The 11,671-nt window shown below is 44.9% G+C and carries 13 protein-coding genes; 5 read left to right on the top strand and 8 right to left on the bottom strand.

Going from position 1 to position 11,671, the window contains the following annotated elements; all coding sequences use genetic code 11:
- The first annotated feature begins 21 nt into the window (after positions 1–21).
- The gene (locus B649_RS05395; protein WP_015653504.1) at positions 22–1,188 is read left to right on the top strand and encodes a pyridoxal phosphate-dependent aminotransferase; all 1,167 of its coding nucleotides are present in this window, start codon (positions 22–24) and stop codon (positions 1,186–1,188) included.
- 98 nt (positions 1,189–1,286) lie between these two features.
- On the opposite strand, the gene B649_RS05390 is transcribed toward B649_RS05395, so the two are convergent.
- The 6 genes from B649_RS05390 to B649_RS05365 form a co-directional block, all read right to left on the bottom strand.
- On the bottom strand, positions 1,287–1,508 hold the full coding sequence (locus tag B649_RS05390; protein ID WP_015653503.1) for a hypothetical protein: 222 nt from the start codon (positions 1,506–1,508) through the stop codon (positions 1,287–1,289).
- Positions 1,509–1,580: 72 nt separating this feature from the next.
- The gene (locus tag B649_RS05385) at positions 1,581–2,126 is read right to left on the bottom strand and encodes a hypothetical protein (RefSeq protein ID WP_015653502.1); all 546 of its coding nucleotides are present in this window, start codon (positions 2,124–2,126) and stop codon (positions 1,581–1,583) included.
- A gap of 17 nt (positions 2,127–2,143) precedes the next feature.
- Positions 2,144–3,091 carry a UDP-3-O-(3-hydroxymyristoyl)glucosamine N-acyltransferase gene (gene lpxD / locus B649_RS05380; protein WP_015653501.1) on the bottom strand — a complete coding sequence of 316 codons (948 nt, stop codon included), beginning with the start codon at positions 3,089–3,091 and terminating at the stop codon, positions 2,144–2,146.
- A 5-nt stretch (positions 3,092–3,096) separates the two neighbouring features.
- A complete protein-coding gene (ilvN, locus tag B649_RS05375) occupies positions 3,097–3,573 on the bottom strand; it encodes an acetolactate synthase small subunit (protein ID WP_015653500.1) in 477 nt (158 codons plus the stop codon).
- Positions 3,573–5,267: an acetolactate synthase large subunit gene (locus B649_RS05370; protein ID WP_015653499.1), complete on the bottom strand. Its 1,695-nt coding sequence runs from the start codon at positions 5,265–5,267 to the stop codon at positions 3,573–3,575. The genes ilvN and B649_RS05370 overlap by 1 nt, the downstream gene beginning before the upstream one ends.
- A 150-nt stretch (positions 5,268–5,417) precedes the next feature.
- Positions 5,418–6,023, bottom strand: coding sequence for a class I SAM-dependent methyltransferase (locus B649_RS05365; RefSeq protein WP_015653498.1), 606 nt, complete (start codon positions 6,021–6,023; stop codon positions 5,418–5,420).
- A gap of 155 nt (positions 6,024–6,178) precedes the next feature.
- On the opposite strand from B649_RS05365, the gene B649_RS05360 reads away from it, so the two are divergent.
- Complete coding sequence (locus B649_RS05360; RefSeq protein WP_015653497.1) at positions 6,179–6,601, top strand: host attachment protein; 423 nt, start codon at positions 6,179–6,181, stop codon at positions 6,599–6,601.
- Positions 6,602–6,617: 16 nt separating this feature from the next.
- Here the strand turns inward: B649_RS05360 and B649_RS05355 are convergent, their stop codons facing one another.
- Entirely contained in the window at positions 6,618–7,481 is an 864-nt protein-coding gene (locus B649_RS05355; RefSeq protein WP_015653496.1) for a hypothetical protein, read from the bottom strand.
- 146 nt (positions 7,482–7,627) lie between these two features.
- On the opposite strand from B649_RS05355, the gene B649_RS05350 reads away from it, so the two are divergent.
- The 3 genes from B649_RS05350 to pcm are packed head-to-tail and all read left to right on the top strand — an operon-like array spanning position 7,628 to position 9,086.
- Positions 7,628–7,966 (top strand): TraR/DksA C4-type zinc finger protein, encoded by a 339-nt coding sequence (locus tag B649_RS05350; protein WP_015653495.1) that lies wholly within the window; start codon positions 7,628–7,630, stop codon positions 7,964–7,966.
- A 10-nt stretch (positions 7,967–7,976) separates the two neighbouring features.
- On the top strand, positions 7,977–8,450 hold the full coding sequence (locus B649_RS05345; RefSeq protein ID WP_015653494.1) for a DUF2603 domain-containing protein: 474 nt from the start codon (positions 7,977–7,979) through the stop codon (positions 8,448–8,450).
- A gap of 21 nt (positions 8,451–8,471) precedes the next feature.
- On the top strand, positions 8,472–9,086 hold the full coding sequence (gene pcm / locus B649_RS05340; protein WP_015653493.1) for a protein-L-isoaspartate O-methyltransferase: 615 nt from the start codon (positions 8,472–8,474) through the stop codon (positions 9,084–9,086).
- Here the strand turns inward: pcm and B649_RS05335 are convergent.
- Complete coding sequence (locus B649_RS05335) at positions 9,076–11,670, bottom strand: cation-transporting P-type ATPase (protein WP_015653492.1); 2,595 nt, start codon at positions 11,668–11,670, stop codon at positions 9,076–9,078. The two genes, pcm and B649_RS05335, sit on opposite strands and share 11 nt — an antisense overlap.
- Between the last annotated feature and the right edge of the window lies 1 nt (position 11,671).

The raw sequence follows: 11,671 nt of genomic DNA, 5'->3' as shown, positions 1-11,671 counted from the left end.
ATTTTTTATAAGGGTACACCCATGTTAACCGATCGCGTCAATATACTCTCCGAATCGATTACCATCGCTATCTCAACGTTAGCACAAGAGCTCAAAGCGCAGGGGAAAAACATCCTCAGCTTCTCCGCCGGTGAACCTGATTTTGATACACCACAAGTGATAAAAGATGCTGCTATTAAAGCTATCAATGACGGTTTCACCAAATACACTGCGGTTGACGGAATTCCTGATCTTAAAGCAGCCATTGCACTAAAACTCAAACGTGACAACGGTCTTGAGTACAAACCAAACCAAATCATCGCCAACAACGGTGCAAAGCACTCACTCTATAATCTATTTGCCTGCACAATCCAAGCCGGTGATGAAGTGATCATTCCTGCACCATACTGGGTTACTTATCCTGAACTTGTCATGTATTGTGGTGGAACAGTCGTCGAGATTATGACAGACGATGCAAGCGGATTTAAAATTACCCCTGAGCAGCTCAAAGCAGCGTTGACACCGAAAACCAAAATGTTAATTCTCACCTCTCCGTCCAATCCGACCGGTGCCGTCTACTCACAAGAAGAGCTTACTGCTCTTGGAAAAGTATTGGAAGGGACCAATGTCATCGTTGCGAGTGATGAGATGTACGAAAAACTGATTTATGACGGTGAGTTTACCTCGGCCGCTGCGGTCAGTGATGATATGTTTCAACGTACTGTTACCATCAACGGTCTTTCAAAATCGGTAGCCATGACAGGATGGCGTTTTGGGTATATGGCTGCAGCCAATACCGAAATTATCCAAGCTACTAAAAAATTGCAAAGCCAAAGCACATCAAACATCAATTCGATCACTCAAAAAGCAGCCATTGTCGGACTTAACGGTGATGCAGATGCAGATATTGAAGCAATGCGTGTTCAGTTTAAAGCGCGTCGCGACGAAGCGGTTAAATTGTTTAACGAAGTTGAGGGGTTATCAGTCCTCTCTCCTGCGGGTGCATTTTACCTATTCGTGAACATCAAAGAGGTAAGCAATGATTCTATGCAATTTTGTAAAGAGTTACTCGAAGAACAAGGGATTGCAGTCGTACCGGGAGTAGGATTTGGTTCTGAGGGGTATTTCCGATTTAGTTTTGCAACCGATATCGAAAGTATTCGCGAGGGGATTAAACGTATCGCAACTTTTGTAGCAAATAAGAAATAGTTGTATAACCGTTCACCCTGAGCCAATCGGAAGGGTAAAACGGTTCATGGTTCGACGAGCTCACCACGAACGGAAAAACGCTCAACACTAAAAAGTAATTATTGGATACTTTTTAGTGCTTCCACAACCGCATCAATATTTCCCATAGGAAGATGAACTTTCCATTCAGGATTTTTGGCATCACCGGATAAAGAGATCCCGATGCTTGCAACGCTGTCACTTCCTGCACCGTACGGCTCATCTACCTTACTGATAGAAATTATCCCTTTTTTTGTCCCATCCAATGGAATCTCTTTAATAATTGTTACACCAGAACTCATAATCTCTCCTATAAAACTGTATAGAAAAGAGTTTAGCCGATTTTGGCTAAAGCAATCTTAAAAAAGGGGAGTTTATTCGGCAGCTTGTACTTTTGAAGAATTTCCATAAATAAAGGCATACATTTTACGATAATATCGCTCGTTACGTGTGCGATCCGTAGCGCTGAAATGGTGATATCGGCCCAACGTTTCCCATGAATATCCAAAACTTTTGACGAGCTTTGTCAAAATGGAATTTGCTTGTTCACGCGACGTAGAATCTTCAAAATATTCGTGAAGCATCGGATTCGGATGGTACTTATAATTGATTTGGTATGGTCCGAGATCGAGGTTGGTAATCCCACCGTCGATTAGTGCCTGGGCTTGGGTACTGCATTGTTCGGCTGAACCGCATTTGATTAAATGACCATTAACCGCAAAACCTGCATTTTTTGCACGTTCGGCTTCTTCAATTGCGTTAATACGGATAACGTGAGGATTACATTCACCGTTCTCTTTTAAACATTCGCAATGCTTTATTGCATCGAGAACGATATCGGGCATACGGATTTCAGCAGGTTCACCCTCAGCATAAACAATACTGCCAAGTAACATCAAACCTACTGCTGCAATTTTCACCGTCTCCCCTTAATAACTTACGATTCTAACATTTTAGCAAGTTTTGCCTGCATTCTCAGCCATAATTTATGTTCCATTAAAGGAAAGCCGCTATAAATACCTTTATTAACGATACTTTTCGTAACACCTGAGCGAGCGGCTAACGTTGTAAACGGAGCGATACTTAAATGTCCTGCCGTAGCACTTTGACCACCCATAACAACATTTCGTCCCAGCGTAGTAGAGCCCGCAAGTCCCGATTGCGATACAATAATGGAGTGTTCGCCCACAACACAATTATGCCCAATTTGAACCAGATTATCGATTTTAACACCCTGCTTGATAATCGTCGAACCAAATACTGCACAATCCACGGTCGTATTGGCACCGATCTCTACATCATCTTCAATAATTACTTTACCGTTTTGATAAAGCTTGATGTGTTCACCCAATTTTGTGTGAGCATATCCGAAACCATCACTGCCTATCACCGTTCCGGAATGAATCATAACACGATTGCCGATCACACAATCACGATAAACGCTCACATTGGGATAAAGGATAACATCATCGCCGATTACCGCTTCAGCCCCAATATAAACACCGCTCATAATGGTACAGTTAGCGCCGATTCTAGCACCGTTTTCAATATGGGCAGTCGGATAAACACGTGTACCCTCTCCAATAACAGGAGGGAGATCACTGCTTTGTATCGGTTTGGCAAAATGTTTAGAGAGGAGCGCTACATACATATATGGCTCATCAGAATTAAGAACCACTACCCCCGCAGGAAGTAAATGAGCTTTTGAAGCAGGAAGGATCACGGCAGACGCTTTTGTCTCAGAGAGCTCTTTTTCGTATTTAGAGTCAGAAAGGAATGATATTTCCCCCTCTACTGCATTTTTAAGGGTATTCATCCCCGTAATTTCAATCGAATCCTGGATCTCATTACAACCTAAAAAAGCCGCTATTTCATAAAGTTTCATCTGTTTTATCTCTCTAATGCCACAGAGCCGCTGCGAACGATCTCTTTGGGGTGAAAACGTTTGATTGCTTCCAGAAAATGATTGACACGAGAGGGTTCATCAGAGATCATTACGATCATCGTGTCACTGCCAACATTGACGATACGCCCATTATAGGCGTGAGTAAGGGCTTCAATATCGCCCAATGACTCACTCATCGGAATTTTGACCAACGCCATCTCCGTCTCAACCAAATCGGCATGTTCGTAGACTCTCAGTACCGGAATCAGTTTGTGCAGCTGTTTCGTAATTTGTTCAACCACACGGACGGATCCTGCGGTTACGATGGTAATACGAGAATATTTAGAATCAGGGATCGGAGCTACCGTAAGCGATTCAATGTTGTATCCACGCCCTGAAAACAGTCCTGCAATACGTGAAAGTACGCTTGCTTCATTCATTACGATAACGGAAATAACGCGGCGTTCTGTCTGTTCCATCATTATTTCTCCTTGTACTCTAACATCATATTAAATAATGATCCGCCTGCCGGAACCATCGGTAAAACGTTTTCAAATCGGTTAACAGCGACATCAATGATCGCAACGACATTTTTTTCAACCGCATCTTTGAGTGCGGCATCAAATTCATCTTTGGTTGTTACCCGATACCCTACTCCACCGAACGCATCGGCAAGCTTCACAAAATCAGGCTGCATCGAAAGATCGGTAGAGGAGTGACGCTTGTCATAGAACAAGGTTTGCCACTGACGAACCATTCCCAAGAAGTTATTGTTCAAGATAACATTGATAACCGGGAGTTTATACTCAACCGCTGTCATCAATTCTTGGATATTCATGAGTATCGAGCCATCACCCGTGATGTTAATACTGACACGATCCATATCGGCACGTTTAACACCGATTGCCGCCGGAAAACCGAAGCCCATCGTTCCAAGTCCCCCTGAACTTACCCATTGACGAGGGCGGGTAAAGGGATAAAACTGCGCCGTCCACATCTGATGCTGTCCGACGTCGGTTGAGATATTGGCACCATCACCCAAGAGCTGTCCGATACGCTCAACTACCCATTGCGGTTTAATGCGATCTCCCTCTTCTTTGTACGAGAGAGGATGAAGCTTGTTAAAATTTGCAATGGTGTTATGCCATGATTCATAACGTTTAGGATCGACTTGCTCACGAGCAAGAGGAATCATTTGCTCCAATACATTTTTGACATCTCCAACGATTGGAAAGTGGGCATTGACCAATTTTGAAATACTCGCCGGATCGATATCAACATGGATGATCTGCGCATTTTTCGCAAATTCAGAGAGCTTTCCGGTAACACGGTCATCAAAACGAGCACCCAAACCGATAACGAGATCGGTCTCAGACATCGCCATGTTTGCCGCATACGAGCCGTGCATCCCAAGCATCGAAATCAATAACGGATCATCATAGCGGAGCGTTCCGCGTGCCATAAAGGTCTCTACCGCAGGAATTTGAGTCATTTTGGAGAACTCACGCACCAGCTCTGCCGCATTAGCGTTGATAATCCCACCTCCGAGATACAAGAGAGGACGTTTAGAGCTCGCGATCGCTTCCATCGCTTTTTTGATCTGACGCGTGTTACCCTTGGTCGTCGGTTTATACGTCTCGATATCAACCTCTTTGGTGTAATCAAATTTAGCGATTTGTGCCGTTACGTCTTTTGGAATATCGACATGCACGGGACCCGGACGACCGGTACGAGCGATGTAAAATGCCTCTTTGAGAATACGTGGCAAATCAGCCGCATCCGTTACTAGATAGTTGTGTTTCGTACACGGACGGCTGATACCGACCGCATCGATCTCTTGGAACGCATCGGTTCCGATAAGAGACATCGGCACCTGACCGCTTATCAGTACGAGAGGGATAGAGTCCATGTAGGCATCCGCTAATCCGGTCACACCGTTGGTAAAGCCGGGACCGGAGGTAATCATCGCCACCCCTACTTTACCGGTAGCTTTAGCATACCCCTCTGCGGCATGTACCGCTGCTTGTTCGTGTCTTGTCAATACATGCTGAAACGATCGCTGTTTGTAAATCTCATCATAGACATTCATGATCGCCCCGCCGGGGTAACCGAATACGACTTCGACTTCCTCGGCGATAAGTGCTTCAATAACCATCTGTGCACCGCTGATTTGCATGTTGTCTCCTTATTTATAAATTCAAATGCTTCCCTCAGCCGAGGCAGATTAAAATTGGCTGATAATATAACTAAAAAAGTAGGGAATTATAAAAGAAAATAGCTATAAATTACGTTAAAAGAACCCAACCCAGCCACTTTATCCGAATAATTATGGTTTTTTAGATGCCGTTACAAGAAATATCGGATATTCTCGTGTCTCTTTTTCAACCGTATAGGCGTGGTGAAATCGAACATGTTCAAATCCGGCGTTTTCAATCGTCTGACGCAATACAGAGCGCTCAAATCCAAAATGGTATACTCCATCATTTCCATGAGAGTGAAACGTTCCATCTTCCGCTTCTAAATCGGCGATAGCGATGAAACCGTCTCGTTTTAAATGGGAATGAAAGGTTCTAAATAAATCTTCCGTGTCCTCAACATGGTGCATTGCCATCGAACTGACGATTCCATGAAACTGCTTATTTAACGGTTCTTCGCAGATATTTTGGCAGATCGTTTCTACACATAGATTTTCAGAATTTTTACTCTCAAGCTGTTCCAACATTTTCTCAGAGAGATCGACACCCACAACTTGATTCACCATGCTGGCTATTTTAAAACTAAGCAGTCCGGTACCTGCACCAAAATCCATGATATTCATATTATTTAATAATGAAATGCGGCTGCTGATGGTTTGGAAGACGCTGTGGGCGATATTTTGACGCATATCCCCTTTGTCCCACCCCTGTGCAGCTTGATTAAAACGTTCCGTCATGCTCTACCTTTTAAGCTTATAATCTCTTGTTTGTATGTGAGGGTATTATAAGATAATTCTCTCATAATCCGAATGAAATAATCTTTTCTTTAAGATTTCAGGTGTACCATCTCTATGAATCATTTTTAACTCTTCGCAACATAAAGGAGACTCCAATGGAACACAATGGCAAATTGATTATCGTAGCAGATATGGGTGAACTCAAAAGTTATAAAGTGCAAATGATTACAGCAACAAACCGCTATCACTTGGAACTTCAAAGCGATTTGGATTATATCGAGGGTCGTCAAAGTATGAGTGAAACACTTAGTGATGATCAGGGCCGCTTTAAGAATGGCAGCGGAGAGGATCACGGTGCTGAGCACGAACGTGAACAGCGTTTGGTTCAACAAATCTCAGATGATATATCTGCGATGCTCTCTAACGCACAACCGGGTTCTTGTTACCTTGCATTTCCGGCTAAACATCACAAAGAGCTGACATCAGCCCTCTCCGATCGAGCACAAAAAGCTTTGGCTAAAAATATAGACGCCGATCTTGTCAAATGTCCGGTAGAGGATTTGCTCTCGCATTTCTAAGGATGAGAATAATTACTCATGCACCTGTTTTTTTACGGCTGACATAGTTTAACACCGCCATAGAAACGATCAGAATACCGACTCCGCTGATCAAATAAAATGCAAAATGCATATTTCGAATATCGTTGATAGCCACTTTAAAGACGACCATCAGCGATTCGATGGAGAGGGCGATAATGATCGAGGTCAAAAACTTGGTCAGTGTTTTGTATTCGTTTCCCTCTTCGAGGGTTAGGGAACGGTAGAATACCTCTTGTTCCAAGATCGTTTTCGCCAGATCGTAAATCGCAATCGCTAACGTAATCCCGATAATCGATTTAAAAACGTACTGAAGGGTTTCATCACCGCTGCTCATCAGGGCTTTGACAAATCCCAGCAATCCATACCCGCCTAAAAACAGCGCAAGCAATACAAGTCCGCCCCCAAGAAGTCCGTAAACCCACATCGAGAGTTTAGAGATGAGGCGGGTACTCTCGATCAGATGCATTTTGCCCAGTACCGCGACAAGATCGAGATCAAATACGGCAATTTTTCCATCGGAGTATTTGCGGGCGACAGAGACTTTCGGCTGACCGCTGTTGGCACAGATGTAGGGGTTGGAGATGTAGTTGCCTTTATCGTCAAACTGGATACGCTTAATAAAATAGGCTCTGTCTGAGCCATTTAAACTCATATCATGGCCGCTTCGTCGCCATGTCGGAGTAATCTGTTCCCCCTTTTCATCCATCAAATACATATCGGTGAGACAAGGAAGTCGTTTAAAAAATTTATTAACTTGAACATCATCGAAATCGTGCTGAGGAGTGTCGCTGATCGTATTCAGTAAAAATCCCTCTACCGCTTCTCGGTTTTCACGGTATATCTGCATCATTTGTTTCATTCGTTTTGTTCCGTCCTGTTAAAGTTCTTTAGTGTATCCAAAACCGCTTACGGATGTCAAAATAGAGAGTGAGTCTAATGCATACCTTGTTACCATTTTTGAGTTATCATTGATGAGTATTTATTTTTTGTAAAAAGGGGCATATCATGAGTACACGACACGATCTGGATCTCAAAGCATTCGAAGTGATCCTCAAAACCGAAAAAACAAAAATCGAAAAAAATATCGCTCTCCTTAAAGCAGAACTGAGCAGTATCGTCGATGAAGATGAAATCGATGATGTAGAAGGGATTGCGGGGCTTGAAATTGACAATACGAACGATCAAGCACTTCTGCAAAAGTTGGAATCAGAGATGTCGGAGATTAATACGGCACTCAACAAAATCGCATTGGGGAGCTACGGTATTTGTGAAAGAACCGGCAAACCCATCCCCGTGGCAAGATTAAATGCCAATCCTACGGCACGAACCCTAGTAAACGAGTGAGAGGGTTTCAATGCCATACCCTGATCATTTGAATAATCATTTAAGTCAAGTTGCTGAAAAAATGGGAATGAACCTCTCTGAGATGACCATCGTAAAAATGTCTCCCGGTACGGATGAGAGGCACAAGGATCTTGAACTCCTACAGGGGAACTGGCATGATGATCGTCCTTGGGCTATCATAGATGAAGAAGATCACCTCTATACTCTGAACTCTGTCGACTCCTTGGCCAAGATCATACGTCTTTTGAGCACTACCCAAAGTGAAGTTTTTCAACATAAACTTGAAAAAGCGATTTGGCAGCGTTTACCGATAGATTTCGAAGATGTTTGGGAAGTAGCGATGGATCGGATACGGACAATGGCTCGAAGTCAGTCTGAGAATACCGTTGTCAATATCGATCTTGATTGGCTAGTTCGTGAGATCCAACAAAAATACCCGAATCTTTTTTATCATATAGACCAGATACTGGAAGGAAAAAAATAACGAAGAGAGCGGAGTCTTACTATGAACACCAACGAACAGCTCATTCACCATTTGATCGATTCAGGGGTTTTGCATTCACAATCTCTCATTCACGCCTTTAAAGTATGTGACCGTATCCTTTTTATCCCTCAAGAGCTTCATCCCTATGCCTACAGCGACCGTCCTTTGCCTATCGGAGTGGCACAAACCATATCGCAGCCCTACACCGTTGCCGTTATGCTGGAGCTTTTACATCCTATGCTCGGCAACAGAGTATTAAATATCGGTTCGGGATCAGGCTGGACAACGGCTCTGCTGGCAACGGCAGTCGGAAAATCTGGATTTGTGGAAGGGGTTGAGATTATCCCCTCTTTGGTTGAATACGGAAATGCCAACTTACGCAAAATACCTATAGACAATGCATCGATCACTCTCGCTGATCCTTCAGCTTTGGGACGAGAGGGCAATCTCTATGACCGTATCCTCGTTTCGGCAAGTGCGCCCGAAATGCCGACAAAACTCTTCGATCAACTCAAAGAAGGGGGAATACTCGTCATTCCTATCCAAAACAGTATTTGGCATATCACCAAACACGAAGACGGAACGCTCGATGCCTATGAGCTTCCCGGTTTTCAATTTGTCCCCCTTATCGTCTGAAAAAACGGATAACTCCTTTACGAGCCTCTTCTGCCGCCAATATAATAATTGTTACCGCACCAACCGCCCACCAATAGATCGGATCGAACGGATGTGTACCGAAAACACTACTGAGCGGAGTCACAAAAATAAAAAGCACCAATATCCCGATCTCGGCAGCCACCCCGCCCCAGTAATAACGGTTGCTCCAAAAACCGATGGTGAATAACGAATCTCTTTGACTGCGGCATGAGAGGCCGTTACCGATCTGGGCAAAAACAATAGCGGCAAAGGTCAAAGTGACCGCTTGAAGATACAACGGATCGCTCCACGACAAAGGTTCTCCACTCCAGCCGTGTGCGCTAAGGTAGAACCAAAAAAGTCCCATGGACATTACCGCACTCAACAATCCTAAAAAGCCGAAGGCTCTCAAATAAACACCGAATGTCAATATGTGATCTTTACGGCTTCGGGGGCGTTGATTCATCAACCCCTTATTGGGCAATTCAGCCCCCAGCGCCATCCCCGGAATAATGTCCGTTCCCAAATCGATCGCTAATACCAGCGGAACGGGAAGTGCCAAAGGGAGCCCGAATGCAAAAAAGAGGACATACGGTACCGCTTCGGGTAAATTACTGGCAAGCATATAGGTGATAAAGCGGCGTATGTTTTCATAAACGGCTCTCCCCTCTTCTATCCCTTTGACAATCGTTGCGAAATGATCATCCATCAGTATCGCATCAGCGGACTGTTTTGCCACATCGGTACCTGATCCCATGGCAATACCGACATCCGCCCTCTTCAGTGCAGGTGCATCGTTGACACCATCACCCGTTACCGCTACCGTCTCTCCCATCTCTTTAAGAAGGGTGACAAGGGAAAGCTTCTGTTCGGGTGATACACGGGCAAATACATGGTTTTTATGCAACAGCCGCTTGATTGCCGCAGGGGGAAGCGTATCGAGCTGTTCTCCGCTCGTTACCTCCGTACTCGCCGTAATGATTCCCGCACTCATCCCGATTGCACCGGCGGTCAGAGGGTGATCCCCCGTAATCATCACCACCCGTATTCCGGCTTTATGACACAACCTGACCGATTCAAGAATATCATCACGCAACGGATCGACCATGGCGATAAAACCGATAAAGCTCAACCCGTTTTCAGCCTCTTGCCGTGATGTCGGGAGCGTGCTGCACTCACGCGACGCAAAACCGATAACCCGATAACCCAATGCCGCCAATGCGTCATGTTTATCCATCAGTTTTTGGTATTCGCTCTCTGAAATCGGCTTTTTCCCCTCTGCGGTCATCACCTCATCGCACAACCGCAGAATAACTTCAGGTGCCCCTTTGGAAAAAATCGAAAATCCTCCGTTCAAAGAGTGTACGGTAGACATCCGCTTCAGATGATAATCAAACGGATACTCACTCACCATCGGGTATTCACTGCGTCGGTGTGCAACATCGGTATAGCTGAGGGCAAAGATGAAAAGAGCCTGCTCTACGGGATCGCCGCTAGAAGCATCGGCGCGGTTGCACAAAAGAGCGGCATTCAGAAGCTCCGGCGAGGGGGGCTGTTTTTCATCCTCTTCCCATGCCGCCACTTCCATCTTGTTTTGGGTAATCGTCCCCGTTTTATCGGTGGCTATCACCGTTACGGCTCCCAGATTTTCGATAACCGAAAGGCCGTTTACTAAAAACCCCTTGGATGCCATCCGCTGTGCGCCGAATGCCAATGCCAGCGTCACTGTCGGCAGCAACCCCTCAGGAATCAGCGCAACCAAAACACCGAGCGAAAATAAAAATGTTTTCCATAACTCGTTATCTCCGAACCCTGAAAGGAGGATCAAACTTCCAGCAATCGCCGTTGAGGTTAATGCAATGACTTTAGAGATATGAGCTATCTCTTTTTGCAGATGGCTGGTCCCCGAATCGACACTTTGGGTTAACACCGCAATCGCCCCGTAGCGACTCTCCTTGCCTGTGGCAAAAACCAGCCCTTGTGCCTCCCCTTTTACGACATAGGTTCCCGAATAGAGGACATTTTTGATATGATCGCTCCCGACAGCGTCTGCGGAGACGAGTTCGCTCTCTCCGGTGAGGGTACTCTCATTCACCCAAATATCCGATGATTGAATCAGATACATATCGGCAGGAACTTTATCCCCCTCACTAAGAAGGACAATATCACCGGGGACGAGGGAGCTTGCCAATACCTCGCCCTCAATCCCACTCCGGCGGACGCTCACTTTTAGAGGAAGCATATTGCGCAATGCTTCGAGGCTTTTTTCGGTGCGATATTCCTGATAAAAGCCGAATGCTCCGTTCAAAACAATCACAATAACGATAGCCCATCCGATAGGAAGCATATTGGATGCAGGGTCGATCCACGCAATCGCGAAACTGATACACGCGGCAACCCACAGCAAAAGGGCAAAAAAGTGGGTAAATTGAGCGGTTAATTTAGAGTACCAAGGTGGAGTGGGAATTTTAGCGAGGAGATTAAAACCGTGTTGAAGATGTCGTCGTTTAACTTCCTCATCGCTTAACCCCTCTTCAGAGGAATCGAATGTTAAAAACAGCTCGTGGAGTGTCATTGCATTCATA

The organism is Candidatus Sulfuricurvum sp. RIFRC-1, assembly GCF_000310245.1.
Taxonomy (GTDB): Bacteria; Campylobacterota; Campylobacteria; order Campylobacterales; family Sulfurimonadaceae; genus Sulfuricurvum.
Note: the sequence above shows the minus strand (reverse complement) of the source record. Positions and strands in the feature narration are given on the sequence as shown.

Excerpts from the sequence above, each read along its gene's own strand:
- B649_RS05345 (WP_015653494.1), top strand. The coding sequence starts at position 7,977 with ATGCCATACCCTGATCATTTGAATAATCATTTAAGTCAAGTTGCTGAA.
- pcm (WP_015653493.1), top strand. The coding sequence starts at position 8,472 with ATGAACACCAACGAACAGCTCATTCACCATTTGATCGATTCAGGGGTT.
- B649_RS05355 (WP_015653496.1), bottom strand. The coding sequence starts at position 7,481 with ATGAAACAAATGATGCAGATATACCGTGAAAACCGAGAAGCGGTAGAG.
- lpxD (WP_015653501.1), bottom strand. The coding sequence starts at position 3,091 with ATGAAACTTTATGAAATAGCGGCTTTTTTAGGTTGTAATGAGATCCAG.
- B649_RS05370 (WP_015653499.1), bottom strand. The coding sequence starts at position 5,267 with ATGCAAATCAGCGGTGCACAGATGGTTATTGAAGCACTTATCGCCGAG.
- B649_RS05360 (WP_015653497.1), top strand. The coding sequence starts at position 6,179 with ATGGAACACAATGGCAAATTGATTATCGTAGCAGATATGGGTGAACTC.
- ilvN (WP_015653500.1), bottom strand. The coding sequence starts at position 3,573 with ATGATGGAACAGACAGAACGCCGCGTTATTTCCGTTATCGTAATGAAT.
- B649_RS05350 (WP_015653495.1), top strand. The coding sequence starts at position 7,628 with ATGAGTACACGACACGATCTGGATCTCAAAGCATTCGAAGTGATCCTC.
- B649_RS05365 (WP_015653498.1), bottom strand. The coding sequence starts at position 6,023 with ATGACGGAACGTTTTAATCAAGCTGCACAGGGGTGGGACAAAGGGGAT.
- B649_RS05395 (WP_015653504.1), top strand. The coding sequence starts at position 22 with ATGTTAACCGATCGCGTCAATATACTCTCCGAATCGATTACCATCGCT.
- B649_RS05335 (WP_015653492.1), bottom strand. The coding sequence starts at position 11,670 with ATGAATGCAATGACACTCCACGAGCTGTTTTTAACATTCGATTCCTCT.
- B649_RS05390 (WP_015653503.1), bottom strand. The coding sequence starts at position 1,508 with ATGAGTTCTGGTGTAACAATTATTAAAGAGATTCCATTGGATGGGACA.